The organism is Halorientalis marina (assembly GCF_023028345.1).
Classification (GTDB): Archaea; Halobacteriota; Halobacteria; order Halobacteriales; family Haloarculaceae; genus Halorientalis; species Halorientalis marina.
Map to the genome: position 1 here is coordinate 1,247,216 of NZ_CP095487.1, position 25,713 is coordinate 1,272,928.

Annotated in this window: 28 protein-coding genes and 1 tRNA gene; 21 read left to right on the forward strand and 8 right to left on the reverse strand. The window is 64.3% G+C overall.

All coding sequences use genetic code 11. The features are described 5' to 3' along the window. Positions 1 to 26: 26 nt before the first annotated feature. The 3 genes from MUG96_RS06355 to MUG96_RS24480 all read left to right on the forward strand — a co-directional run bounded on the left by MUG96_RS06355 (position 27) and on the right by MUG96_RS24480 (position 2,016). Entirely contained in the window at positions 27 to 881 is an 855-nt protein-coding gene (locus MUG96_RS06355) for a UbiA family prenyltransferase (RefSeq protein ID WP_246987560.1), read from the forward strand. Between the two features lie 166 nt (positions 882 to 1,047). Further along, positions 1,048 to 1,434, forward strand: coding sequence for a DUF8159 domain-containing protein (locus tag MUG96_RS06360; RefSeq protein ID WP_246987562.1), 387 nt, complete (start codon positions 1,048 to 1,050; stop codon positions 1,432 to 1,434). Between the two features lie 264 nt (positions 1,435 to 1,698). Further along, entirely contained in the window at positions 1,699 to 2,016 is a 318-nt protein-coding gene (locus MUG96_RS24480) for a DUF7964 domain-containing protein (protein WP_505465474.1), read from the forward strand. Positions 2,017 to 2,072: 56 nt separating this feature from the next. Here the strand turns inward: MUG96_RS24480 and MUG96_RS06365 are convergent, their stop codons facing one another. Then, entirely contained in the window at positions 2,073 to 2,639 is a 567-nt protein-coding gene (locus tag MUG96_RS06365; protein ID WP_246987563.1) for a hypothetical protein, read from the reverse strand. 397 nt (positions 2,640 to 3,036) lie between these two features. Here MUG96_RS06365 and MUG96_RS06370 point away from each other — a divergent pair, with 397 nt between their 5' ends. The 3 genes from MUG96_RS06370 (at position 3,037) to MUG96_RS06380 (ending at position 4,679) form a co-directional block, all read left to right on the forward strand. Next, complete coding sequence (locus tag MUG96_RS06370; RefSeq protein WP_246987566.1) at positions 3,037 to 3,636, forward strand: DUF7344 domain-containing protein; 600 nt, start codon at positions 3,037 to 3,039, stop codon at positions 3,634 to 3,636. Between the two features lie 211 nt (positions 3,637 to 3,847). Continuing rightward, positions 3,848 to 4,177, forward strand: coding sequence for a hypothetical protein (locus MUG96_RS06375; protein WP_246987569.1), 330 nt, complete (start codon positions 3,848 to 3,850; stop codon positions 4,175 to 4,177). Positions 4,178 to 4,322: 145 nt separating this feature from the next. Next, positions 4,323 to 4,679: a lycopene cyclase domain-containing protein gene (locus tag MUG96_RS06380; protein ID WP_246987571.1), complete on the forward strand. Its 357-nt coding sequence runs from the start codon at positions 4,323 to 4,325 to the stop codon at positions 4,677 to 4,679. Here MUG96_RS06380 and MUG96_RS06385 read toward each other — a convergent pair whose 3' ends face one another. Continuing rightward, positions 4,680 to 5,861: a redox-regulated ATPase YchF gene (locus MUG96_RS06385; RefSeq protein ID WP_246988638.1), complete on the reverse strand. Its 1,182-nt coding sequence runs from the start codon at positions 5,859 to 5,861 to the stop codon at positions 4,680 to 4,682. A 101-nt stretch (positions 5,862 to 5,962) separates the two neighbouring features. After that, the gene (locus MUG96_RS06390) at positions 5,963 to 7,156 is read right to left on the reverse strand and encodes a polymer-forming cytoskeletal protein (RefSeq protein WP_246987572.1); all 1,194 of its coding nucleotides are present in this window, start codon (positions 7,154 to 7,156) and stop codon (positions 5,963 to 5,965) included. 126 nt (positions 7,157 to 7,282) lie between these two features. Here MUG96_RS06390 and MUG96_RS06395 point away from each other — a divergent pair, with 126 nt between their 5' ends. Beyond that, the gene (locus MUG96_RS06395; protein WP_246987574.1) at positions 7,283 to 7,480 is read left to right on the forward strand and encodes a DUF5800 family protein; all 198 of its coding nucleotides are present in this window, start codon (positions 7,283 to 7,285) and stop codon (positions 7,478 to 7,480) included. A 67-nt stretch (positions 7,481 to 7,547) separates the two neighbouring features. Further along, a complete protein-coding gene (locus MUG96_RS06400; RefSeq protein WP_246987577.1) occupies positions 7,548 to 7,688 on the forward strand; it encodes a hypothetical protein in 141 nt (46 codons plus the stop codon). Positions 7,689 to 7,747: 59 nt separating this feature from the next. Here MUG96_RS06400 and pan1 read toward each other — a convergent pair whose 3' ends face one another. Then, positions 7,748 to 8,959, reverse strand: a complete 1,212-nt coding sequence (gene pan1 / locus MUG96_RS06405) for a proteasome-activating nucleotidase Pan1 (RefSeq protein ID WP_246987579.1) — start codon at positions 8,957 to 8,959, stop codon at positions 7,748 to 7,750. Between the two features lie 160 nt (positions 8,960 to 9,119). Between pan1 and MUG96_RS06410 the strand changes: the two genes are divergently transcribed. The 4 genes from MUG96_RS06410 to rad50 all read left to right on the forward strand — a co-directional run bounded on the left by MUG96_RS06410 (position 9,120) and on the right by rad50 (position 13,923). After that, complete coding sequence (locus tag MUG96_RS06410) at positions 9,120 to 9,386, forward strand: MarR family transcriptional regulator (protein WP_246987581.1); 267 nt, start codon at positions 9,120 to 9,122, stop codon at positions 9,384 to 9,386. A gap of 59 nt (positions 9,387 to 9,445) precedes the next feature. After that, positions 9,446 to 9,817 carry a DUF7966 family protein gene (locus tag MUG96_RS06415; RefSeq protein WP_246987583.1) on the forward strand — a complete coding sequence of 124 codons (372 nt, stop codon included), beginning with the start codon at positions 9,446 to 9,448 and terminating at the stop codon, positions 9,815 to 9,817. A gap of 63 nt (positions 9,818 to 9,880) precedes the next feature. Further along, positions 9,881 to 11,245 (forward strand): DNA double-strand break repair protein Mre11, encoded by a 1,365-nt coding sequence (gene mre11 / locus MUG96_RS06420; protein ID WP_246987585.1) that lies wholly within the window; start codon positions 9,881 to 9,883, stop codon positions 11,243 to 11,245. Further along, the gene (gene rad50 / locus MUG96_RS06425; protein WP_246987587.1) at positions 11,242 to 13,923 is read left to right on the forward strand and encodes a DNA double-strand break repair ATPase Rad50; all 2,682 of its coding nucleotides are present in this window, start codon (positions 11,242 to 11,244) and stop codon (positions 13,921 to 13,923) included. Before mre11 ends, rad50 begins: the two co-directional genes overlap by 4 nt. A gap of 6 nt (positions 13,924 to 13,929) precedes the next feature. Here the strand turns inward: rad50 and MUG96_RS06430 are convergent, their stop codons facing one another. From MUG96_RS06430 to MUG96_RS06440, 3 genes are all read right to left on the reverse strand, one after another. After that, positions 13,930 to 14,370: a DUF7346 family protein gene (locus MUG96_RS06430; protein ID WP_246987589.1), complete on the reverse strand. Its 441-nt coding sequence runs from the start codon at positions 14,368 to 14,370 to the stop codon at positions 13,930 to 13,932. A gap of 25 nt (positions 14,371 to 14,395) precedes the next feature. Then, a complete protein-coding gene (locus MUG96_RS06435; protein ID WP_246987591.1) occupies positions 14,396 to 14,797 on the reverse strand; it encodes a DUF7322 domain-containing protein in 402 nt (133 codons plus the stop codon). Positions 14,798 to 14,902: 105 nt separating this feature from the next. Continuing rightward, complete coding sequence (locus MUG96_RS06440) at positions 14,903 to 15,094, reverse strand: DUF7331 family protein (RefSeq protein WP_246987593.1); 192 nt, start codon at positions 15,092 to 15,094, stop codon at positions 14,903 to 14,905. Between the two features lie 113 nt (positions 15,095 to 15,207). On the opposite strand from MUG96_RS06440, the gene MUG96_RS06445 reads away from it, so the two are divergent. The 9 genes from MUG96_RS06445 to MUG96_RS06485 all read left to right on the forward strand — a co-directional run bounded on the left by MUG96_RS06445 (position 15,208) and on the right by MUG96_RS06485 (position 25,198). Further along, positions 15,208 to 19,263 carry a DNA polymerase domain-containing protein gene (locus MUG96_RS06445; RefSeq protein WP_246987595.1) on the forward strand — a complete coding sequence of 1,352 codons (4,056 nt, stop codon included), beginning with the start codon at positions 15,208 to 15,210 and terminating at the stop codon, positions 19,261 to 19,263. A gap of 404 nt (positions 19,264 to 19,667) precedes the next feature. Further along, positions 19,668 to 20,606, forward strand: a complete 939-nt coding sequence (locus tag MUG96_RS06450; protein ID WP_246987597.1) for an ABC transporter ATP-binding protein — start codon at positions 19,668 to 19,670, stop codon at positions 20,604 to 20,606. Between the two features lie 57 nt (positions 20,607 to 20,663). Continuing rightward, positions 20,664 to 22,094, forward strand: coding sequence for a Fe-S cluster assembly protein SufB (gene sufB, locus MUG96_RS06455; RefSeq protein ID WP_246987599.1), 1,431 nt, complete (start codon positions 20,664 to 20,666; stop codon positions 22,092 to 22,094). A 25-nt stretch (positions 22,095 to 22,119) separates the two neighbouring features. Then, positions 22,120 to 23,331 (forward strand): Fe-S cluster assembly protein SufD, encoded by a 1,212-nt coding sequence (sufD, locus tag MUG96_RS06460; protein WP_246987601.1) that lies wholly within the window; start codon positions 22,120 to 22,122, stop codon positions 23,329 to 23,331. A 106-nt stretch (positions 23,332 to 23,437) separates the two neighbouring features. Continuing rightward, a complete protein-coding gene (locus tag MUG96_RS06465; protein WP_246987603.1) occupies positions 23,438 to 23,917 on the forward strand; it encodes a ferritin-like domain-containing protein in 480 nt (159 codons plus the stop codon). 19 nt (positions 23,918 to 23,936) lie between these two features. Continuing rightward, positions 23,937 to 24,374, forward strand: a complete 438-nt coding sequence (locus tag MUG96_RS06470) for a metal-dependent transcriptional regulator (protein ID WP_246987605.1) — start codon at positions 23,937 to 23,939, stop codon at positions 24,372 to 24,374. A gap of 69 nt (positions 24,375 to 24,443) precedes the next feature. Then, a complete protein-coding gene (locus tag MUG96_RS06475; protein ID WP_246987606.1) occupies positions 24,444 to 24,848 on the forward strand; it encodes a group I intron-associated PD-(D/E)XK endonuclease in 405 nt (134 codons plus the stop codon). Continuing rightward, positions 24,847 to 24,950: transfer RNA gene (locus MUG96_RS06480), tRNA-Gln, on the forward strand. Before MUG96_RS06475 ends, MUG96_RS06480 begins: the two co-directional genes overlap by 2 nt. An 83-nt stretch (positions 24,951 to 25,033) precedes the next feature. Beyond that, complete coding sequence (locus MUG96_RS06485; protein WP_246987608.1) at positions 25,034 to 25,198, forward strand: hypothetical protein; 165 nt, start codon at positions 25,034 to 25,036, stop codon at positions 25,196 to 25,198. Between the two features lies 1 nt (position 25,199). Here MUG96_RS06485 and MUG96_RS06490 read toward each other — a convergent pair whose 3' ends face one another. Continuing rightward, a complete protein-coding gene (locus MUG96_RS06490; RefSeq protein ID WP_246987610.1) occupies positions 25,200 to 25,703 on the reverse strand; it encodes a pyridoxamine 5'-phosphate oxidase family protein in 504 nt (167 codons plus the stop codon). Between the last annotated feature and the right edge of the window lie 10 nt (positions 25,704 to 25,713).

The window sequence follows — 25,713 nt, forward strand, 5'->3', positions numbered from 1 at the left end:
ATTGTCACACGAGTCCTGTTGCCAGTATGGCTCTCTCTCGTCACGGAACCGGGTTCCGTGCTGCGTTCGCGGCGCTCGCCTCGCAGGTCCACCCGGTCTTTATGTTGCCGCCGCTGGCGTCGTCGTGGTTCGGCGCGTTCCTCGCGGGACTGGACTCGGTGCCGCTGGCGACGGTCCACGCCCTCGCCGTCTTCGCCGGGCTCTACACGGCCCACGTCAAGGACGGCTACGTCGACTTCCACGTCCGCGACGAGGACGACGACCACCCGCTCACGGCCACCGGCTGTCGGGTCGCCATGGCCGGTGCGACCCTCCTCTTCGCGAGTAGCGTGGTCGCCATCGGCGTCCTCGTCGGCCCCATCGCCGCACTGCTCACTGCCCCGGGGTGGGTCATCGGATACCTCCACGCTCCCCAACTGGACGTACACCCGCTGACGGCGACCGCCGGCTACCCCGCGGGAATCGCGCTCGCGCTCCTCGGCGGCTACTACGTCCAGGCGGTCGCGATCTCGCCGGTCGCCGTCGCGTTCGCGGCGGTCTTCCTCGTCGTCCTCTCGGGGATCAAGGTCATCGACGACGCCCAGGACTACGACTACGACCGGTCCATCGGGAAGCGGACGGTCGCGGTCGTCCTCGGCCGCCGGCGCGCCCGCCGTACCGCCTACGGGCTGATGGCCGCCGGCCTCGTCGCCGTCGTCGCTCTCGCCGCGACCGGAGTGTTCCCGCCGAGCGCGGCGCTCGCGCCCGCCGTCTTCGCCCTCGTCGCGCTCACCACCCGCCGGGCCGACGAACAGCGCGCGACGATGCTGCTGATACGCGGTTCGTACCTCTTTCTCGCCGTGCTCGTCGCGGCTACGTGGTTCCGTCCTCTCACCGCTTGACACCTGTCGCCCCAATACTGTTACCAATGTTTATTCCGCGACCGTGGCCGAATTAAATTGTTCATCAGGATCGGCGAAATAATCAGTTCTGTTATAAATGCCGGGGTATAGCCGGCGACACCTACTCCGGTGTGGCGTCGAAGGACTTGGTACGGACACTCATCACATGCCGACGTTTCAAACCGTCGTGACCGAATCGCTGGAGACGACCGAGGCAGAACTGGAGTCGCTCGTCGTCGCCGACGACGCCATGTCGCTGGGGTACCGCGTGCCAACCACGGAGGACACTGACGCGGTGAAAGAGCAGGTCGCAGCCGTCGCGTCCGCGTATTTGCTGGCCGTCCGGGACGGCTCGGGGCGGCCGGAGCTGACCGTCCACATCTACGGGGCCGATGCGGCGGTCCCGACGGCGTCGTACTGCATCGACGCCGACTGGGCGCGGGCCTGCGTGCTCGGCGACATCGACCACAGCGAGTACCTCCAGCGAGTGCTGGATACGGTGGCGTCCCGGGAGCAGTTGGCGGCGGGGAAGGTGTCGTTCGTTGAGGCTTGAAACCCGGATGTTTGAATCGATAGAACGCTAACCTCGGCCGACGTATGCACAATTCTCGCACTTGTTCGTTGCTCTCAGCCCCTCTGCCACTCTTTTATATATCCACGGACGCTCTGCCAGAAATATTTTCATTGCATCTGCGTTCCTTGGCTGTGCTACGATAGTGGTAAGATTATATAAACAAATTCAACAATATTTAATTAAAATTGGGAATTAATAATTTCAGCTATTACGATGGTGTGGTGATTGTGGAGTGATACGGAGATGAGACCTATCACGCGTCTCCCGGACAGACCGCTTCGACCGCAGGAACTGGCCGAACTTAATGCGGTGGATTCAGTTCATGTCACTCCCTACGGTGGGGTCCCCTCTAACGAGGAAGTTCGCGTGTACGCTATCAAGCTAGCGACTGATGAGACAGCATACGCTCTCGGCTTTGACGATGCACAGGAACAGTGGCGGTCACTTGCGTCGGCGGATGCGAGTGACCTCGGTGACGCGGACCGCAAACTGGACGCCACGCTAGACGAATGGGCACAGAACCGATACGGTGGACGATTTGAGGTGTTGAAGGCTATATAAAAATCTTTGCAGGGAGAGTTGGCAGTGACCCGCGAAAATATGATTTGGCTATACGATCAGAGTGTTCCGATCGGCGATTCGCTTGCGGTGTCGGACGCGTGGACTGTGAAAGCAGGGTCTGCGGCGAACGCGCCGCCGCTGGAGGGTCTAGTGTCGAAGAATAGTCCGACTGTGAGCTGATGTCCAACGGGGACTGCAAAAGCACCTTCGTTACTTGGCGCCCCTCCGACGTCACTATTACTCGCAGTAAAACTGTTTGTCGAAATCTTGCTGTCCTCATCACCATCTGGGTAGAAGTAAATATTGCCAGAATCCCCGTTCGCAGTCACATCAACCCAAACGTACGCTTGATCTGTCCCGTTGTTTGAAAGGACGAGCACTTGATCGAAACTATTTTGAGCTTCGTCGTTGAGATACTCTAAAGTAATTTCCAACTCGCCATCACCTGCAATTTCCGAATATTTGCTGGGACTGGTTAGACCCAAGTATGCACTTGTATCTCCCACAATCTGTCCTGACATATTTCTGGCTGCGTCCACGTCGCCAAACGCGCCAGTCCCCATTGCAGCCGCCGAGCCGGCGGCGAGCGATCCGATTCCGACCACGAATTTGCGTCGTTGCATAGGTCGTCTACCTCGTTGTCGCGCGCCTGTGGACGATCACACTCCGACTGTCTTCGCCACACCAACGCCGACGGAATCAGTCCGACGCGCTCACCTGACTCATCCACGTATCACCCCTTTGGTATATACGGGCCCGCAGATGCAATCCCTCTCTGCGGAAGCGTAAAGACAGATTGCCGCCGAAAAGAGCCATTGTGAGACTGATGTTATAGTAATCGATTAATACCGTTCAGTTAACTACTAAAACCACTGTCGTAATTTTACCCTGTCTCACGGACCACGATCCTTTCCCTGGTCGTGAAATAATACTAAGTCTAACTTTCAATCTCATAGATACCTGTTAACTAAGATGTCTCCGGGAGTGTCAAGCATTCCGTGGGCAAGGGCACATTTCAGTATGAGCATCTCAAAAGGTGGTTCGGGACCGGGCCAATTAGAATCGGCAGCGAACCAGGAATCGCTCTCTGAAGACCAAGTCTTCGAAGTCCTCAGCAACGAGCGTCGGCGCTACGCGTTTCACTATCTCAAGCACGCGGACCGGGAGGTGTACCTGCGCGAACTCGCCGAGCGAGTGGCGGCCTGGGAAAACGACAAACCATTAGACGACCTTTCTTCGTCGGAATTGAAACGCGTGAAAACCGCGTTGCACCAGCACCATCTCCCAAAAATGGACGATAACGGGTTTATCAGGTACGACAGCGGACGGGAGTCAGCCCGGATCTCCGAGAGCGCGTCCAATCTGGAGGTATACCTCGACGTCGTGCCGAAAGTGGACGTGCCGTGGAGCCTCTACTATACGGGACTGGCAGCGGTCGGCTTCACGACGCTCCTGGGTAGGTGGGCGGACGCTCCCATCCTCGGCGACATCAGCTATCCGGCAATAACGGTTTTCGTTCTCACTGCTGCCCTCCTCTCCGGACTGGTTCACACCTACTACAATTACTCTCGACTCCGGCTCGGGACGTCCGAGGAGCCACCGGAGGTGCGACGGCAATGAGGTGCCATGCGGTCGGGCCGGCGGGTCTCGACAGGGCGGTCGTCGCGGTGGTACGTCACACCCGCCGCTCCGCCGGACAGCGCCGACGCCGAGGGAGGCCCGACAGCGGAACACGCCATATTCGGTACTCGGGACAATGCACAGACAGCGAGTGATACTTTTTCTGATCGTTACGACAGCCCTACTCGCGCTCGCACTCGGGACCAGCGGCGTGAGTTCTGTCGCGGCGGACCGGGACGTGCAGGTGGCCGTGGTGGACGATACCAGGGCGTACGTCGGATTCGCTCAGGAGACGGAAACGACTAACGGGACCACAAACCTCACCGTGACGGTGACGAACCGGTTTCCCGACGGGTCGACGCTGACAACCGCCGAACTCACTGTCGACGGGGAGTCGACCGTTCTCGTTAACGGAGCGCTCGAACCCGGCGAACCAGCGTCGGGAACGGTCGAATCGGTCGAGTGCGGAGATCCGGTGACGCTCCTCGTATCGGGTGATGGTGTCCGAATACGTCTTGAGCGAGCTATCGACTGTAACTAACTGGCGCTTGATGCTTTGGTTTCGCTCCTACCCTGCTGCCGATTCGGGCCCCACGCCGTCGACTCCGCAGGCCTGGGATTGATTTTTCCCCGACCCTCAGTGGGGGTATGATGAACTCGACGCCGGTCCGCCGGGGGGCGGTGTGATGGGGGTTCCAGACATCTCGGTGTTCGGCCCGTACACCTACCTCGCGACCGAGGTCATGTGGGGCACCGTCGCCATCGCATTGCTCTGGTACGCCGACGCGTTCCGCGCGGCCGGTCGTGTCGTCGCCGTCGTCTACCTCCCCGCGTACGTCTGGGACTGGTACACCCTCCGGGTCGGCGTCTTCGAGATCCCGCTCCGGACCGGCGTCGAACTGCTCGGCATCCCCATCGAGGAACACATCTTCATGATCCTCGTGCCGTCGATGGTCGTCGGCGTCCACGAGACCATCGAGAAACTGCGGGCGGCACGGGCGGCCGGCACGGAGTCGGTCGACGGGGCTGCCGGCGAGGGCTGACTACTTCGCCGAGGAGACGATCTTGATCACGTCACCCTCCTCGAGTTCGTGGTCGTCGCTCACCCGCATATCCGACTTCGCGTCGACCGCGTGGAGGTAGTTGTCGCCGATATCCGAGTGGACGGCGTAGGCGAGGTCCGTCGGCGTCGACCCCCGTTTCAGCAGGTGGGCGTCCGGGAGGACGTTGCCCTGCCCGTCGGTCCACTTCGACTCGTTTTGCACCGGGTACGCAGTGAGCATATCGAGCAGGTCGTAGACGGCCGTATCGAGCGCCGTCTGGACGCCGGTCCCGCCCCACTGCTCCATCACCTCGCGGATGCGCTCCAGGCCCTGGCGCTGTGCGTCGCTGGCGTCACCGACGATCTCGAAGTCCGGGTCGCCGGGGTCGTAGTCGACGATGCCAGCTTCCGCGCCGTTCCGGAGCGCGAGTTCGCCGTCGGCGGTCGCGGGCACGAGGTAGTCCGTGGCCTCCCGGAGCCGTTCGATGTTCTCCTCGGGCGCGATATCGGCCTTGTTCGCGACGACGACGATGGGCTTGGTCCGCTGGCGGATGTCGCGGGCCAGCGCCTCGCGGTGTTCATCGGTCCACTGCTGGGGGTCCTCGGGGTAGTCCAGTTCGCGGAGGGTCCGGGCCACGTCGAGTTCGGTTGCGCCGACGCCGGTGAGCATCTCGGCGAGCGCCTCGTCGATGTCGAAATCGGGCGAGCGGGACCCTCGCTCGATGGACTCCCAGTTCCGGTCGACGATGCTCGCTAGCCAGAGGTCCATCTCCTCCTCGATGAAGTCCACGTCCTCGACGGGGTCGTGCTCGCCCACCTCGACCGGTTCGCCCTCCGCGTCGGTCGCGCCCGCGGCGTCGACGACGTTCAGGATGACGTCGGCCGTCGAGAGTTCGTCGAGGAACTGGTTGCCCAGCCCCCTGCCTTCGTGGGCACCGGGCACGAGGCCGGCGACGTCGAGCAGTTCGACGGGGACGTAGCGTTTCCCGTCGCGGCAGTGCTCGTCGCCACAGCGCTCGTCGCGCTCCAGACAGGGACACTCCGTGCGGACGTAGCTGACGCCGCGGTTCGGGTCGACGGTCGTGAAGGGATAGTTCCCCACGTCAACGTCGGCCATCGTCGCGGCCTGGTAGAACGTCGATTTGCCGGCGTTGGGTTTCCCGGCGAGCGCGACCGAAAGCATGCCCGGGTCTACCCGCGACCGGAGGAAGGGGTTTTCGGTCACGCCGCTCTCGGCGGTCGAGAGCACGACCGAACGCGGTGGTGAAAAGGAATGCGTTCGGCCTACTCTGCGAGCTCGGCCGGGTCGTGGCCGTTCTCACGGTGTTCGGCGTCGTCGGGGTCCTGCCCGTCCGCAGTCACACGCTTCCCTGTGCCGTCGGTGTCGTCGTCCGAATCCGCGTCACCATCGACCGTCGTCTCGTCGGACGCCTGGTCGTCGTCGGTCGTCGCGGTCGCCCGCTCGTCGTCGGTCGTCGCGGTCGCCCGCTCGTCGTCGGTCGTCGCGGTCGCCCGCTCGTCTTCGTCCCGGTCGTCGGTCGCCGACGCCGGGGCCGTCGTCTCGTCGTTCTCCTGGTCGTCGCTCGATGGCTCGGTAGATTCGCCTGCGTCGTCCACGTCGGGAGCGTCGTCGTCCTCGTCGTGGAACACCGTCATCTCGCCGCGCGCTCGGATTGACCCCTCGATCGTGGCGTCGTCGTGGAGCATGACGTCGTCGGCGGAGATGTCGCCCCACACGTGGGCGTCGCGGTCGACGTAGACCAGCCCCTCACGGGTGGTCACGTCGCCGTGAACCTCCGTCCGCTCGCCGATCCGGATGTCCTCGCGGGCGCGGAGACTGCCGAAAACTTCAGTGTCCACGCCGATGTCGAGGGACTTCGCCCGGATGTTCCCGTGAAGGCGACAGTCGTCGCCGACCGTCGCCGGGGTCGAGACGCGCCAGGCATCGTCGTTGACGCGGCTGCCCCGCGGGAGCAAGAGCGGGTCGTGCTCGTGGTCCTCGTCCAGCAATCCCGAGAGCATCTCCTCGGCGGCTTCCTCTTCACCGATTCGCAATAACTGTGATAAGTAGACGAAGAGGAAGACGATGGTTGGCATCGGGTTGCGGATGACGATCCAGCCGTTGGCCTCGAAGCCCTCCTCGATGTCGACGTCGTCGCCGATGTCGAGGTTGCCCGAGACCATGAGCTGGCCGCCGACGTGGACGCGCTCGCCGAGATAGGCGTCGGCGCCCACCAGCACGTTGCCCGCGACGTCACACCACATGTCAAGACGGCAGTCGCCTTCCGCCTCGATGTCGCCACCGAAGCGGACGCGCTCGCCGCCGATCACGTTGTGCCCGCGCACGCCGAACTCGACGGTACTCTGACCGCCGATTATCACGTCACCCTCCGTCACGAGGTCGTGTTCCTCGGCGGTCGTCCCGTCCGGAATCTTCAGTTCGTCTAACGGGTCCGAGCGCAGCGGCACACCCCACATACCGATTTCACCGGTATTAAAGCCCCTGCCGTCGTCTGACTGGCGTCTGACGCATGTCGGATGTCGGAAGGGTCTGGGCGGCGACGGTTCTTGGGGTTTTTATTCGACAGTCGCATACCCGCGCTCATGACTGCACTTTCCTTCGACGACAAAGGGGTGGACGTGGTGTATCAGGGCACGGAGTTTCGCCTGGAGAAGGCGTTGATCGAGGAGGCCATCGAGAAACCGTACCCGGACGTGACCGACCACGAGGTGCTCCAGATCGTCGAGGAGGACCCCGCCCTCTCGGGTGAACCGCGGCGGATCGGCGAGATCATCGCCTGATCGCCGACCGGGCGGGGTGTGCGTGCCGAGTCGGTACAACTAACTGCTCCGATACGAACGTCGAGATATGGCAAGCCTGCGTGAGAAGTTCGATCACCCGTCGTGGTTCTCGGCCGGTGGCGTGCTGTTCGGGTACGGGGCGCTCCTGCTCGTGATGTTCGTCCTGCTGTTCGTGATTCCGTTCGCGGTCTTTTACTTCGTGGTCTGACCGGCACGGCCGCTCCGAACTGACACGATACCGGCGCGAAAAATCTGCCTTTTACGGGTCTACGCGAACGTTTTCGAGACTTCCTCGCTCTCGTCCTCGCTCTGGATCTTCTCCCAGGCGTCCTCGAAGTCCTGCATGGCGACCTCGGTGCGGTCGTCCCGGATGGCGAACATCCCGGCCTCGGTGGTGATGGCCTTGATATCCGCACCGGAGCAGTCGTCGGCCATCTCGGCCAGGGCCTCGTAGTCCACGTCGTCGGAGACGTTCATGTCGCGGGTGTGAATCTGGAAGATCTGCTCGCGGCCCTCGACGCCGGGCTTGGGAACCTCGATGAGGCGGTCGAACCGACCGGGGCGGAGGATGGCGCGGTCGAGCATGTCGAAGCGGTTGGTGGCGGCGATGATGCGGATCTCCCCGCGGTCCTCGAAGCCGTCCATCTCCGAGAGCAGTTGCATCATCGTCCGCTGAACCTCGGCGTCGCCGGAAGTCTTGGACTCGGTCCGTTTGGCGGCGATGGCGTCGATCTCGTCGATGAAGATGACGGCGGGTTCGTGCTGGCGCGCCAGCTCGAAGAGGTCACGGACGAGCTTCGCACCCTCGCCGATGAACTTGTGGACCAGCTCGGAGCCGGCCATCTTGATGAAGGTGGCGTCGGTCTGGTTCGCGACGGCCTTCGCGAGCATGGTCTTGCCGGTCCCGGGCGGGCCGTGGAGCAGGACGCCGCTTGGCGGGTCGATGCCGACGTCTTCGAACATCTCCGGGGACTTCAGGGGCATCTCGACGGTCTCGCGGACCTCCTCCATCTGCTCTTCGATGCCGCCGATGTCGGCGTAGGTGACATCCGGGCTCTGGTCGACCTGCATGACGCGAGCGCGCACGTCCGTCTCGTCGTCGAGGCTCTTGACGACCGACAGCGAGTTGTTGACGGCGACCCGACTGTCTGGTTCGAGGTCCTCGCGCATCTCGTCTGTGACCTCCGTGAGGGCCTCCTGGTTGTTCCCGTGCTGTTTGATGATGACGCCCTCGCCGGTGAGTTCCTGGACGGTAGCGACGAACAGCGGCGACTGCTTGAGCTTCTTGTTCTCGTGGGTCAGCCGCTCGAGTTTCTGCTGGTACTTGTTGTTCTCGGCGTTCGCGTCGAGGAGCTTGTCCCGCATCTCCTCGTTCTGGGCCTCCAGCACTTCGAGGCGCTCCTGGAGGGCGTTGATCTTCTCCTGCTGTGACGCGTCTTCGTCGTACGGCAACTCGACGTCGTCAACAGTGTCGGTCATTACCACCGGATAGTAGCCGTAATAATAAGAGACTTCGGGTAGGTACAACGGGTGATTCGCCGGGCGCTATACCCCCCTGACCGCGCGCCCCTTGAATTCCCACTAGTAATAAATGAGAACGGAAAATATTATTAGCCTGTATTCGGTACTCAGTGGTACCATGAGTACCTCGGAAACGGCGAGCGCGGATGCGGAGGGTGGTAGCTGGGACGCGGTCCGGGACCTCCCGCCGAGCGCGAAACTGGTGGCAAAGACCCTGGAGTACAACGAGCGTCTCACCCAGAGTCAACTGGCCGAGGAGACGCTGTTGCCGCCCCGAACCGTGCGCTACGCGCTGAACCGCCTCGAAGAGGTCGACGTCGTCGACTCCCGCTTTTCCTTCTCGGACGCCCGGAAGCGCATCTACACGCTGACGATCGAGGACTGACCGCGGCCGACCAGGGGGGAGCCCAACGTTCAAGTATCAGACCGGGACCAGCCGTGCCCGTGTCCGATCCAACCGAGGTCAAACGTGCGCTGGCGCGACTCGCGAACGGTGAATCGGCCGACTACCCGGCCGTATCGGCGACGGACGACTACCGGACGGTCATCGACGCGGCGGCAGACGCCGTCGACGCACTCGACGACGCTGCGGCCTTCGTCGACGCCGACGGTCGACAGCACCTCGATACGGCCATCGGGGCGGCCGAAACCGCGGACGACCACGCCGCCGCCCGTCGCGGTCGCCGCGCGCGGGAGGCACTCGATGCGCTCCGGGACGCACTCGCCGGCCGGGACGCTACCGTCGCGAGCGGAAACGCGGTCGATGCGGCCGAGAACACGGTCGCAGCGAGGGACGATGGGGCGACCGACCGGTGACGGGGGATCACTTTCACCGCGGTCGCGGAACCCCTTTCAGTGGCGGTTTCGAAGGGGTCGCAAATGACGCGGGTGATTCACACCGGCGACACGCACCTCGGCTACCGGCAGTACCACCGGCCCGAGCGCCGCGCGGACTTCCTCGCGGCGTTCGAGCGGGTGATCGAGGACGCGGTCGCCGACGACGTCGACGCCGTCGTCCACGCGGGCGATCTCTTTCACGACCGGCGGCCCGAACTTCAGGACGTCCTCGGGACGCTCTCGGTCCTCCGGGACCTGGACGACGCCGGCGTCCCGTTTCTCGCTATCGTCGGCAACCACGAGACCAAACGCGACGCCCAGTGGCTCGACCTCTTCGAGTCGCTCGGCCTGGCGACCCGCCTCGGTCCCGCTCCCGTGACCATCGGAAACACGGCCTTCTACGGGCTGGACTTCGTCCCCCGGTCACAGCGCGACGCGCTCGACTACGAGTTCGAGTCCCACGACGCCGATCACGCGGCGCTGGTCGCCCACGGCCTCTTCGAGCCCTTCGACTACGCCGACTGGGACACGGAGCGCCTGCTCGCCGAATCGACCGTCGACTTCGACGCGCTCCTGCTCGGCGACAATCATCACCCGGACCGCGCCGAGGTCGACGGGACGTGGGTGACCTACTGCGGATCGACCGAGCGCGCGAGCGCGGACGAGCGCGCGGACCGCGGGTACAACATCGTCGAGTTCGCCGAGGAGGTTGCCATCTCGCGCCGCGGCCTCCCCACCCGCGAGTTCGTCTTCGTCGACACCGAACTCGGCGAAAGCGAGGGGGTCGAGCGCGTCCGCGAGCGGGTCGGCCAGCACGACCTGGAGGGGGCCGTCGTCGTCGTCCACATCGAGGGCGAGGGCGACCCGGTGACGGCCGCGGCGGTCGAAGAGTACGCGGACGAGGAGGGTGCGTTAGTCGCCCGCGTCACCGACCACCGCGAGATCGCCGACACCGAGGACGTGGACGTGAGTTTCGCCGATCCGGACGACGCCGTCCGCGAGCGCGTGCGCGAACTCGGCCTGAGCGAGGCGGCCCGGGACCTGGACGAGACTATTCGAGCCAGCAAGACCCCGGACTCGAAGGTCACGGACGAGACCGAACGGCGCGTCCGTGAACTGCTGGACGACGGCGAGACCGCGGCGTTCGAGCCGGCACCGGACGACGACGAGGACGCGAGCGGGCCCGACACGGTGACTGCCGACGAGAAACGCTCCGCGGCGTCCGACGAGCCCGTGGCGGCGAACGGGGGCGAAGCGGATGCGGATTCCGGTGAGTCGGTACCGGAGGACGATACGACGACCGACGACGGAACGGGACCGCAGGAACCGACCGACGCCGACGCGGAACCGAACGAGACGGCCGACGACGACGCGGCCGACCAGCCGACGCTGGGTGAGTGGGAATGAGGTTTCAGCGGGTTCGCCTGGAGAATTTCAAGTGCTACGCGGACGCGGACCTCCGGCTGGAGCCGGGCGTGACGGTCATCCACGGGCTGAACGGCAGCGGGAAGTCCTCGCTGCTGGAGGCGTGTTTCTTCGCACTCTACGGTGCGCGTGCCCTCGACGCGACGCTCGACGAGGTCGTCACCATCGGCGCCGAGGACGCGACCGTCGAACTCTGGTTCGAGCACGGTGGCGGGTCCTACCACGTCGAGCGGCGGGTCCGCGTCACCGACGACCGGGCGACGACGGCGAAGTGCGTGCTGGAGACGCCCGACGCGACCTACGAGGGTGCGCGGGATGTCCGCGGGCACGTCACCGAACTGCTCCGCATGGACCACGAGGCGTTCGTCAACTGTGCGTATGTCCGGCAGGGAGAGGTGAACAAGCTCATCAACGCCAGCCCGGGCGACCGCCAGGACATGATCGACGACCTCCTCCAGCTCGGGAAGCTGGAGGACTACCGCGAGCGTGCGAGCGAGGCGCGGCTGGGCGTGAAACACGTCCTCGACAACAAGGAGGGGGAACTGGACGGGCTGGTCGAACAGATCGAGGCCAAGGAAGACAGGGACCTCCACGAGCGGCTGAACGGCCTCCGGTCGCGGCGCAAGGAGATCGACGGCGAGATCGAGCGGTTCGAGGACCAGCGCGAGAGCGCGGTCGAGACGCGCGACGAGGCCCAGGCGGTGCTCGACGAGTACGAGCAGAAACGCGAGCAGTTGGACGACCTCGCCGCCGAGATCGACGACCTGACCGGGGCGATCCAGGAAACCGAACGGGAACGCGAGGACCTCCGCGAGCGCATCGCGGACCTGAAAACCGAGGTCGACGACGAACGAGAGCGGCTGGACGAACTGCTCGCCGAGACGGGCCTGGACGCGGCCGACCCCGAGGCGGTCGCGGCTCGGATCGAGGAACTGGAAGATCGCGACGAGGAACTGAGAAGCGAGATCGAGGAGCACCGGCTCGACGCGAAGGAGGAGACGAACCGGGCCGAACGGCTCCGCGAGCGGGCGGGCGACCTCGAATCCCGGGCCGAGGAGAAACGGGAGCAGGCCGACGACCTCGCGGCCGACCTCGAAGCGACGCGGGAGAAGATCGCCGACCGCCGCGAGAAGATGCAGACGATTACGGCGGACATCGAAGAGCGGAGGGCGGCGTTCGCGGACGCGCCGGTCGACCCCGACGAGGCCGTGGACCACCGCGAATCCGTCGCGGAGGAACTCGCCGACCTGCGCGAACGCGAGACCGAACTGGAGACCGAGCTCAAGAACGAGCGCAAATCACTGCAAGAGGCCGAGGAACTGCTCGAGGCGGGCAAGTGCCCGGAATGTAAGCAGCCCGTCGAGGATTCGCCCCACGTCGAGTCCATCGACGAGAACCGCGAGCGGGTGGCGGACCTGGAGGCCGAACTCGACGAGGTACGCGAGGAACGCACGGCGCTCGAAACCCGGCTGGAGCGGGCCGAGGAACTGGTCGCGGCGGCCGACGAGATCGAGGGACTGGAGACCAACCGGGAGAACGTCGAGCAACTGATCGCGGAACAGGAGGACGGACTGGACGATACCGAGGCCGAGATCGACCGGCTCCGCGAGGACGCCGAGGACCTGGACGACGAGGCCGCGGAGAAGCGAACGGAGGCAGAAGCAGCCGACGAAGCGGCGGCGGACCACCGAGAGGCAATCGGCGAGTGCAACGAGCGCCGCGGGGAGGTCCGCGAGTCGCTCGACCAGCTGGCGGCGGTCGAGGACGCACTCGCCCGGATCGACGACCTCGACGACGAGATCGACCGGCTCCGCGACCAGCGCGAGAGCAAGGGCGAGGTCAACGACGAGCGCCGCGAACGGCTGGCCGACAAGCGCGAGGCCAGAGCGGATCTCGAAGCCGAGTTCGACGAGGACGCCGTCGAGAGCGCACGCGAGGAGAAGGAACGGGCCGCCGAGTACATCGAACAGGTCGACCCCAAACTGGACGAACTCCGCGAGGAGCGCGACGACCTCCAGAGTCGGATCGGCGGCATCGAAAACGAGATCGAGGAACTCGAAGCGCTCCGTGAGCGCCGCGAGGGGCTGCAAGCGACGGTCGACCGCCTCGAATCGCTGTACACCGAGGCCGAACAACTCCAGGAGATGTACGGCCAGCTCCGGGCGGAACTGCGACAGCGCAACGTCGAGAGCCTCGAACGGATGCTCAACGAGACGTTCGACCTGGTCTACCAGAACGATTCGTACTCGCGGATCGAACTCGACGGCGAGTACGAACTGACGGTCTACCAGAAGGACGGCGAGCCGCTCGACCCCGAACAGCTCTCGGGCGGTGAGCGGGCGCTGTTCAATCTGAGCCTCCGGTGTGCGATCTACCGCCTGCTCGCGGAGGGCATCGAGGGGTCGGCACCGATGCCGCCGCTGATCCTCGACGAACCCACGGTCTTCCTCGATTCGGGACACGTCTCACAGCTGGTCGAACTCGTCGAGTCGATGCGGGACCTGGGTGTCGAGCAGATCGTCGTGGTCAGCCACGACGACGAGCTGGTCGGTGCCGCCGACGACCTGGTCCAGGTCCACAAGGACGCGACGACGAACCGCTCGACCGTCGAGCGCGGGGTGGCCGACCCAGACGCGGTCCCGACGGCCGGCGACGACTGACGGTCGCTACGACTCAGCCGGCCCGTCGACGCCGAGTGCCGCGAGTGCCTCGCTGGTCGTCTCGGTCGTCTCGTAGCCGCGTTCGCCGGCGACGGTCGTCTCCGCGAGCAGGCCGGCGGCGCGGAACTCGGCGAGGAGCCCGTGGAGGTCGGATTCACAGAGGTCGTAGGCCGCGAGCAGGGTTCGTACGTCCAGCGGGCCGCGGGCGTGGATATCGACGAGGAGGCCGAGCGCACGCTCGTCGTGGACGCCCGTCGTCAGCGCTCGGACGGCCTCGGGGACGGCACGCGCGGCGGTCGCCAGTGGCGACTCGCCGTCGGCCGATTCGAGCCGGTCGTTCTCCACGTACTGCTCCTCGCCCGTCTCGGGGTCGCGGACGCGACTGGCGTCGCCGGACTCCTTCAGGAGGAGATAGCGTTTGCCGGACTCGTCGCGGACGCTTCGCATACGCTGAATTAGCCCGCGGGGGCGGTTAGCCGTTCTGGTCCCGCGTCCCATCATCGGCGTGGTCGGCTTCGTCGGCGTCGCGGTCGTCTCCGTCGTCGTGGCGCGCGCGGACGGTCCGGTAGCGCTGATAGCCGTAGGCGAAGAAGCCGGCGCCGAGGAGGAAGACGGCGCCGCCGTTGACGAGTTCGCCGCGGAAGACGATCAACATAGGGCCCAGCGCGAGCGCGAAGAGGGCGACGTTGAACGTGGCTACGAGCTTCCAGAAGTCCCTGGCGAGGTCGCTCGGCACCTCGTTCGCCGAGGGGTCGGGCGGCGTGGGAACGTCGACCTCGGGCACGTCGGGCCCCAGGTCCTCCAGGTCGCCGAGCTGCTCGGGCTCGCCGGGCTCTGTTGGCTCGTTGGGCCAGCGTTCGTCGTCACCGAGCACGCCCGTTGGTCGGGCGGCCAGCGAGAAAAGGATTCCGTGACTGCGGCCGCTCTCGGCACTGGCTATGGTTTCGGGCACTCACCGCGACGCGGAACGATACGGACGTTACCGCGCGTCCTCGATGGGGACCGCCTCGTCTGTCTGGACCCACGCGAGCGGGTTCTCCGCGTCGTAGAGGACGACGCCGTCGTCGGTCTCGTACGCTTCGACTGTCTCGACTGCCTCGGAAACACCCGGGTTCCGCGGCACAGCCGCGCTGTCCAACTCCGTCCGACTACCGTTTGCGCGGTCCGTCATTGGCTTCGGCGCTTGGTAAGCCGTCTCATACCATATACCTTGTGTTTGGCACAGGGCTCGAACCGCGGGGGACCGTCGGGATTTTAGGCGGGGGTCCCGAACGAGTCCACAGTATGGACGAGACCGAGTCCGACGAAAAACAGGCAGGACTCGCGGACTTTCGCGCGGACGACGGTGTGGCCGAGGACGACGGACGCGACGTGGCGGCCGAGGCGGCGGCCGTCGCCGGCAACGGCGACGGCGCGGCCGACGTGGTGGATCTCGAGGACGTCCGCTACCCGGACGCCGACGAGTACGAGACGCTGGCGGTCACGCAGATCGACTACACGGTGGAGGGCCGCGGCGACGACGAGTTCCCCGTCGTCCACGTCTTCGGTCGGACCCCCGACGACGAGCGGGCGGTTCACGTCGAGGTCTACGAGTTCGACCCCTACTTCTACGCGCCGACTGACTCGCTGACCGACGCCGACCTCCAGCGCGATCGCATCACCGGGTGGGAGGAGACCGACGAGAACGGCGACCCCTACGAGAGCATCCGTGGCGAGCGCCTGACGAAGATTTTCGGACAGACCCCACGGGACGTGGGGCAGATGCGCGAGGAGTTCGACCACTACGAGGCGGACATCCTCTTTCCCAACCGCCTGCTCATCGACAAGGACATCACCAGCGGCGTCCGCGTCCCGGCCCGTCGGGAGACCGCGGACGGCCCGATCCGGGTGCCACACGACGAACTCGAACCGGTCGACGCCAGCGTCGACCCCCGCGTCAACACCTTCGACATCGAGGTCGACGACCGCCAGGGCTTCCCCGAGGAGGGCGAGGAGACCATCGTCTGTCTCACCTCCCACGACTCCTACGACGACCAGTATATCGTCTGGCTCTACGACTCGCCGGCGGGCATCGACCCCCCGGAGGCCCTCGACGCGTACGACCCCATCGAGGACGACTTCGAAGCCGACGTCCGCGTCTTCGAGGAGGAAGAGGCGATGCTCGAGGCCTTCGTCGCCTACATCGAGGAGACCGACCCCGACGTGCTGACGGGCTGGAACTTCGACGACTTCGACGCCCCGTACTTCCTCGACCGCATGGAGGCACTCCAGGGCCCACACCACGACTACGACCTCTCCATCGACCGGCTCTCCCGTGTCGACGAGGTGTGGCGTAGCAACTGGCAGGGCCCCGATATCAAGGGTCGGGTCGTCTTCGACCTCCTCTACGCCTACCAGCGCACGAAGTTCTCCGAACTCGACTCCTACCGACTGGACGCCGTCGGGGAGCAGGAACTCGGCGTCGGCAAGGAACGGTACCCCGGCGACATCGGCGACCTCTGGGAGGACGACCCCGAGCGCCTGCTCGAGTACAACCTCAGGGACGTGGAACTCTGTGTCGAGCTGAACGAACAGCAGAACATCATCCCCTTCTGGCTCGAAGTGGCGTCGTTCGTCGGCTGTAAACTGGAGGACGCGACCACGCCCGGCGACGCCGTCGACATGTACGTCCTCCACAAGCTCCACGGTAACTTCGCGCTCCCCTCCAAGGGGAAACACGACGCCGAAGACTACGAGGGCGGCGCCGTCTTCGACCCCATCACGGGCGTGCGCGAGAACGTCACAGTGCTGGACCTGAAGTCCCTCTATCCGATGTGCATGGTGACCATCAACGCCAGCCCGGAGACGAAAGTGGACCCCGACGCCTACGACGGCGAGACCTTCCGTGCCCCCAACGGCCAGCACTTCCGGAAGGAACCCGACGGCGTCATCCGTGAGATGGTCGACGAACTCCTCAGCGAACGCGAGGAGAAGAAGTCCCTGCGCAACGACCACGATCCCGACAGCGCCGTCTACGAGCAGTACGACCGCCAGCAGGCAGCTGTCAAGGTGATTATGAACTGCTTCACGCCGGATACGGACGTGCTGACGCCCGACGGCGTGCGGAACATCCGCGACCTCGACGTCGGAGACGAGGTGTACTCACTCGACCCGGCCACGATGGAGATGGAGGTCAAGCCGGTCGTCGAGACCCACGCGTATCCTGACTACCGGGGCGAGCTGGTCGACATCGAGACGAGCAAGATCGACTTCAGCGTGACGCCGAACCACCGGATGCTCGTTCGGAAGAACGAGACGAACGGCATCACGGAGGACGGATGGGACTTCGTCGAAGCAGGTGACCTCGACGATGCGACGAACTACGAACTCCCACACGACTGGGGGGGACCGGAAGGTGACGAACTCGACGAGGTCGATCTCACTGAGTACCTCGACGGTGGCTATCAGGTGTGGGTCCGCCCCGAAGTCCACGGTCACACGTTCGCGGCCGAGATCGGATACTACCCGGACAAGGTGCTGAAAAACGACATCGGCGAGGAGGGGTACGTCTTCGACGCCGCGGCGTTCGAGGAACACCGCGAGTACATCGAAGAAGTCGCGGACCGAACCTACGTCCACGCCGAATCCGGACGGAAGTGGATTCCGCGGACCTTCGACGGCGACGACTTCCTCGAACTGCTGGCGTGGTACATCACTGAGGGGAACGTCTACACGTCCGAGACGAAGGAGTTCGGGGAGAAACTGCGTGGTTCGGCGACGTCCGTCAAGATCGCACAGGACGCCATCGCCGACGGTGGCGAGTCCCATCACGGGCGGATCGGTGACCTGCTCGACAGGATGGGCTTCGACTACTACGTCGACGAGCGGAGCTATCAGTTCACCTCGAAACTGTTCGGTGCCTTCCTCGAACGGGTCTGCGGTGCCGGGAGTTTCGAGAAACGAATCCCCGAGTTCGTCTTCGAGACCACCGCTGAACAGAAACGCGACTTCCTCGACACGCTCATCGCCGGCGACGGCGACTGGCAGGAGAACTCCTGGCGGTACAGCACCGCTAGCGAGCGCCTCCGGGACGATGTCCTGCGCCTCTGTGCCCACCTCGGTTTGACCGCGAGTTACAACGAGGACGGCGGAACGTACCGAATCTACGTCACCGAGGACTCGAAGAACACGCTCCGGATGCACCGGAGCGCGGAGCGGACGACCGCCGACGACGGCGTGTACTGTGTCACGGTCGCGGACAATCAGACACTCATGGCCGGTCAGAACGGCAAGTTCCAGTTCGTCGGGCAGTCGCTATACGGCGTCCTCGGGTGGGACCGCTTCCGGCTCTACGACAAGGAGATGGGCGCGGCCGTCACCGCGACGGGCCGCGACGTGATCGAGTACACCGACGAAGTCGCCAAACAGCAGGGCTACGAGGTCGTCTACGGAGACACGGATTCCGTCATGCTAGAGGTTGGACAAGTATCGCCGGAAGACGTGCAGAGCGAGGTCGAGGTCACCGACGCGATGCGGGAGAAACACCCGGAAATGGGCGAGGATGAACTCGAAACCATCGTCGCCACCATCGAGAAAGGCTTCGAGTTGGAGGAGGTCATCAACGAGTCGTACGACGACTTCGCTCTCGACCAACTCAACGCCGAGTTCCATAGATTCGAGATCGAGTTCGAGAAGCTCTACCGACGATTTTTCCAGGCGGGCAAGAAGAAACGCTACGCCGGCCACATCGTCTGGAAGGAGGGGAAAGACGTCGACGATGTCGACATCACGGGCTTCGAGTACCAGCGGTCGGACATCGCGCCGATCACGAAACGGGTCCAGAAGAACGTGATCGACCGGATCGTTCACGGCGAGGACGCGGAGAACATCAAGACGTACGTCCACGACGTGATCGCGGACTTCCAGGACGGGAACGTCGACCCCGAGGACGTGGGTATCCCCGGCGGGATCGGGCAGAAACTCGACAACTACGACACGGACACGGCGCAGGTCCGCGGTGCGAAGTACGCGAACCTCCTGCTGGGGACGAACTTCGGCCGCGGGTCGAAACCGAAGCGGCTGTACCTGCGGCGCGTCCACGACGACTTCTTCCAGCGGGTCGAGGACGAACTCGATCTCGATCCGTCGACTGACCCGCTGTACGGCGAGTTCAAGCGCGATCCGGACGTGATCTGCTTCGAGTACGCCGACCAGCTCCCCGATGAGTTCGCGGTCGACTGGGAGAAGATGCTGGACAAGACGCTCAAGGGGCCGATAGAGCGGATTCTGGAGGCGCTCGACATCTCCTGGGACGAGGTCAAGAGCGGCCAGGAACAGACCGGTCTCGGGCAGTATATGTAATCAACTCCCCTGGCGGGGCCGGCGTCAGCGACGGCCGGGGCGTCGACGCCACGGTCCTCGAAACCCGTGCCGTCCGCGCCGCCTTCGCTGACGCGAATCGTCCAGCCGTGGTCCTCGACCGCCGTGGTAACGATGGCGAGTCAGAAACCAGCTCCGTCGACCAGGAACGCGGCCGCGATTACGAGGGGAAGATACGAGTACGGCGTGGACGTAGTACCACTGCTCGTAGACCACATCGATGACGACGAACGCTGCTGAGCGGGCGATGACGTATTCGGGCCCTCATCCTCCCGTGGTTACCGAAACAAAAACAGATTTTCGCTTCACCCAAACCATTACGTGAGAATGCGAAAGCATTATGAGCGTAACGACCCGATGTCGATACGACTTAGGTGTCCCTAAATATGGCAACGCTGGAAATATCGAACCTTCAGGCGAAGGTAGCCGAAGACGGCGGCGAGCAGATTCTGCAGGGCGTCGATCTCGAAGTCGAGTCGGACGAGATTCACGCGCTGATGGGTCCCAACGGCAGCGGGAAGTCGACGCTGGCGAAGGTCATCGCCGGTCACCCGGCCTACGAGGTGAACGGTGGCGACGTGCTCTTGCACATCGAAGCCGACGAGTTCGACGACCTCGACGAGGAGATCCCCGATGATATGCGGACGTGGGATCTGCTGGACCTGGAGCCCAACGAGCGCGCGGCGCTCGGTATCTTCCTGGGCTTCCAGTATCCGGCCGAGATCGAGGGCGTCACGATGGTCAACTTCCTCCGGACGGCGCTGAACGCCAAGCTCGATGAGCGCGAGGAACTGTTCGAGGACGAGGACGCGGACGCGGACGCGGACGAAGCCGAGGAGGCGACCAAAGAGGACGCGGCGGGCTACGACACGTCCCCGATGGAAGGCCCCGCCGACGAGGGCGACATCGGCGTCGCGGAGTTCCAGGAAATCCTCCAGGAGAAAATGGAGCAACTGGACATGGACGAGAAGTTCGCGAACCGCTATCTCAACGCGGGCTTCTCCGGCGGCGAGAAGAAGCAGAACGAGGTCCTCCAGGCGGCGATCCTGGAGCCCTCCATCGCGGTGCTCGACGAGATCGACTCCGGGCTGGACATCGACCGCCTGCAGGACGTCTCGAACGGCATCAACGCCCTGCGCGACGAGCAGGGCGCGGGTATCCTCCAGATCACCCACTACCAGCGCATCCTCGACTACGTCGAGCCGGACCACGTCCACGTGATGCTCGACGGCGAGATCGCGAAAAGCGGCGGGCCGGAACTCGCCGAGCAGCTCGAGGACGAGGGTTACGACTGGGTCCGCGAGGAAGTCTACGAGGCGGCGTAACCAAATGTACCTAGCACAGCCTCAAGAGGCTAGAGAAATAAACCAACACTACCAACAATGAGTTCAGATCAAGACCACCTCAAGGAGACGGACACGGAGAAGCGGTTCGAGTTCAAGAAAGAGGAGAAGTCGGCCTTCGAGGCCGAGAAGGGCCTCACCGAGGAGACGATCCGCGTCATCTCGGAGGACAAGGACGAACCCGAGTGGATGCTCGAGCGGCGCCTGCGCGCGCTGGAGCAGTTCAAGCAGATGCCGATGCCCGACGACTGGCCGGGTGCGCCCGACCTGAGCGAGGTCGACGTCCAGGAGATCGTGCCCTACATCCGCCCGGACATCGAGACGCGCGGCGGGGTCGACGACTGGGAGGACCTCCCCGAGGAGATCCAGGACACCTTCGACAAACTGGGCATCCCCGAGGCCGAGAAAAACGCCCTCTCGGGCGTCGGCGCCCAGTACGAGTCCGAGATCGTCTACCAGAACATGCAGGAGCGCTGGGAGGAGAAAGGCGTCATCTTCTGTGACATGGACAAGGCGGTCCGGGAGCACCCCGAGATCGTCAAGGAGTACTTCATGACCAAGGCCGTGCCGCCCAGCGACAACAAGTTCGCGGCGCTACACGGCGCGATCTGGTCGGGCGGTTCCTTCGTCTACATCCCGGAGGACACCACCGTGGACATGCCGGTGCAGGCGTACTTCCGGATGAACTCCGACGGCATGGGCCAGTTCGAGCACACGCTGATCGTCGCCGAGGAGAACTCCGAGGTCCACTACATCGAGGGCTGTTCCGCCCCGAAGTACTCCGAGTTCAACCTCCACAGCGGCGGTGTGGAAGTGTTCGTCAAGGAGAACGCCCACGTCCAGTACTCGACGGTGCAGAACTGGTCGAAAAACACCTACAACCTCAACACCAAGCGCGCCATCGCCGAAAAGGACGCCACGATGGAGTGGGTGTCGGGGTCGATGGGCTCGAAGGCCACGATGCTGTACCCCTCGACCATCCTCAAGGGGCCGGGCGCGACGGACAACCACATCACCATCGCCATGGCCGGCGAGGGCCAGGACATCGACACCGGTGCGAAGGTCTACCACAACGCGCCGGACACGAAATCGACCATCGAGTCGAAGTCCATCGCCAAGGACGGCGGCCGCACGAACTACCGCGGGCTCGTCCACATGGCCGACGGCGCGGAGAACGCCTCCACGTCGGTCGAGTGTGACGCGCTGATGTTCGACAACGAGTCCACGTCGGACACGATGCCGTACATGGAGATCCAGGAGAACCAGGTCGACGTGGCCCACGAGGCGACGGTCGGCAAGATCGGCGACGAGGACGTGTTCTACCTCCAGAGCCGTGGGCTGGACGACGACGACGCGAAGCAGATGATCGTCGCCGGCTTCATCGAGCCGATCACGGAGGAACTGCCCATCGAGTACGCGGTCGAACTCAACCGCCTCATCGAACTCGAGATGGAGGGGAGCCTCGGATAACTCCCTCGGGAGTGTCCATCCAACAATGAGTACGCAGGTACACCCGAACCTCACGGAGGCACAGGTCCGCGAAATCAGCGAGGCACGCGACGAACCCGACTGGCTGCTGGAGACGCGGCTGGACGCGCTCGCGGCCCTCGACGACCTCGATATGCCCGACGTGATCCGCACGCCGGGTCGGGACTGGACGAACCTCCGGGACCTCGACTACGAGACCATCGTCGACCCGGAGAACCAGGCCGAAGAGAAAGACTGGGTCGGCGACGAGGACGTGACCGTCCTTCCGATCCACGAGGCGGTCGAGGACCACGAGGCGCTCGTGAAAGAGCACTTCGGCGCGGTCGTCGACCCCCAGCGCAACTACCTGACTGCGCTGTCGACGGCGCTGTTCACGACCGGGACTGTGATCCACGTCCCGGAGGGCGTCGACGCGGAGGACGTGAAGATCCGGACGACGATGAACTCCCGGTCGCTGTTCAACTATACGCTGGTCGTCGCCGAGGAATCGTCCTCCGCGACCATCCTCGAACGGCAGTCGACTGGTGACGATCTGGAGGGCGAGCGCTACTACAGCGGCATCGTCGAGGCGACGGCCGGCGAGAACGCCCACGTCCAGTACGGCGCGCTCCAGAACCTCTCCGAGGAGACCTACAACTTCCAGGTCAAGCGCGGCCACGCCGAGACGTACGGCACGGTCAACTGGATCGAGGGCAACATCGGCTCGCGGCTGACAAAAACGAACGTCGAGACGCGACTCGTCGGCGACGGCTCCGAGTCGAAGATCGTCGGTGCCTTCTTCGGACACAACGACCAGCACTTCGACCTCGCCAGCAAGGTCTGGCACGAGGCCGAACACACCACCGCCGACCTCGTGACCCGCGGCGTGCTGGACGACAGCGCCCGCTCGGTCTACGAGGGGGTCCAGGACGTCGGTCGCGACGCCTGGGACACCAACTCCTACCAGCGCGAGAACACGCTGATGCTGAGCGACGAGAGCGAGGCCGACGCCTCCCCGAAACTCATCATCAACAACCACGACACCGAGGCGAGCCACTCCGCCACCGTCGGGCAGGTCGACGCCGAGGACATGTTCTACATGACCTCCCGCAGCATCCCGCGCCAGCAGGCGAAGAACATGCTCGTCGAGGGCTTTTTCGTCCCCGTGATGGAGGAAGTCGCGGTGGACGAACTCCGCGAGGACCTCGAGGACATGATCGCGGCGCGGCTCCGCGAGTAACGGTTTCGACTTTTTCGCCGCCGTTCCCCGGAGTCCGTGACAGGGGACTTAAGTTCTCCCCACCCGGAGTAGCGTACATGACAGCGGTACGTCGGCGGTGGTCGGCGTGAGCGTCCAGCAGCCGGTCGCGTCGGACCACCAGCTGGCTCGTCTCCTCCAGATCGGGGTCGTTCTCGAGGAAGTCGTCGAGGCCCGTGCCGGGGAACACGCGCGGTCGGTCGACGGTCTCGACAGCGAGACCGTCGCCCTGCTCGACGAGGCGGCGACCGAGTCCGCCGAGCACCGCCAGCGACTCGAATCGATCATCGACGACCTCGACGCCGACACGATCCCCTTCGAGGAGATAAAGGAGCTGGTCGCGGCCCAGTACGAGGCCGAATCCGAGTTCGACGGCGTCCTCTACGACCAGCTGTGTAACGAGGAGACTGCCTACAAGTTCTACGACGACCTCATCACGGCCATCGAGGAGTCGGACGCGGAGTTCAGCGTCGACCAGTCGGAACTGGTCGCGACGCTGTCGGCCATCCGGGAGGACGAGGCCGAGGGCGTCGAGAGGGTGACCGAACTCATGGAGGCGGACGGATGATTCACGGGGAGGAGACGACATGAACACTGCAGATCAGTACCTCAAGACCATCTATCTCGCACAGGAGCAGGAGGACGGCCCCGCGTCGACCGGGCGGATCGCCGATATGCTCGACGTCAGCCCCGCCAGCGCCAACGAGATGATCGGCAAGCTCGAGGAGCAGGCGCTGCTCGATCACGAGAAGTACAAGGGCGTCACCCTCACCGACGAGGGCATTCGCCGGGCCCGCGATGCCCTCCAGAACTACTGCATCATCGAGCGGTTCCTCCACGAGGTACTGGAAGTCGAGGAGTTCCGCGAGGAGGCCCGCCAGCTCGAACCCGTCATCGACGAGACCGTCGCCGAACGCCTCGACACCATCATCGACCGCGAACCCCAGTGTCCCGACTGTTTCGGCGTCGAGGAAGACGTCTGTGCCCTGCTCGAAGTCGAAGCCAACCCCGACGCCGCGGACTGAAACCGATGGGCAGTGGGCAGTTTTCCTGAAGTCGTGGGCTCTTCACTTCGGCCACTCATCGCGTAACCGATGTCAGGGGACGAGGCTCTCTCTGCCAACCGTGCCGGCGCTGTAGCCGAAAATATCGTTTCCACGAGATTGATCCAAGCGGGATACAACGTTGCCGAACCACGGATTCCGTGTCAGTACGACCTCATCGTAGACATCGACGGTAATCTGACTAAGACACAGGTCAAACGCGGCTTCGAGGATAGTCGAGAAGAGACACTCAGGGTCAACATGATGGGTTCCGTTCACAAGGGACAAACCAAGTACGAGAGTGTAAAGTACGATTCGGAACAAGTCGATGCGTTTGCGATATATGACCCGATAAACGATCTCGTATATTGGTTGTGGTTCGACGAGGCTCCCGCGACGGAACTAAGAAGAAAGTATAATTCCCTTCTGGCTCATAGGCTTGATTGCAAACTGTAGTCCCGTGGTGTAGCTGGCCAATCATAGCGGCCTTTGGACGTGGGTGTGTTCTGCATTCGCGGAAGAAAGCCGCTGACGACGGTTCGAATCCGTCCGGGACTATATAAAATATCTGACAATTCTCCCGATTCGCTTCGTTCCGTTAGACGCTTATCCGACCGGAGCGTAGCGCGACCCGAGAACGAATGCTGAGTCGGATCGTCGCGCACGCGGCCGGCGGGCCATCGACGATACACACGCTGCTGGACGTCGGTCTCGGGGTGGGTGCGGGTGGGCTGCTCGTCGGACTGTTCTATCTGTGGCTTCGTCGAGTCGGTGGTTCGGACCGACGACGGACGGGGCTGGAGTGAGCTACGCCCCGTCGCCCATCCGGTCGCTGTAATCCCAGCAGTAGAGTTTCTGTGGGTCGATGCGGATAGTGACTTCCTCCCGGGACTCGTCGAGGAGGGAGTCGGCGAGCGGCGAGTCGGTGCCGCCGAGATACCGCTGGAGGAGGTCGGTGAGGAGGTCCTTCTCGGGGTCGGGCGTGATGGTCGCGCGGCCGAAGCCACGGACGCCGCGGTAGGGGGGTTCGTTGACGGAGACCTCGAAACTGACGCGGTCGTCCGCGTCGAGATACCTGACGATGTCGGCGGTGGCGCTCGTGGCGCAGTGGAAGGCGTCGTCGCGGTAGCGGTACCACAGCGAGAGCATCCAGAGGCCACCGGCGGGGGTGGTACAGCCAAGCCGGATGGGGACTGTCGCCGAATCGAGGAAGTCGCCCATCTCGGCGCGCGTCCAGGCACCCCTCGGTGTGACGGGTTGGTCGTCGGCCGTGTCCGGCGTCGGGTCGTCCCGTGTCGACTCCTCACCCATACCCCCGTGT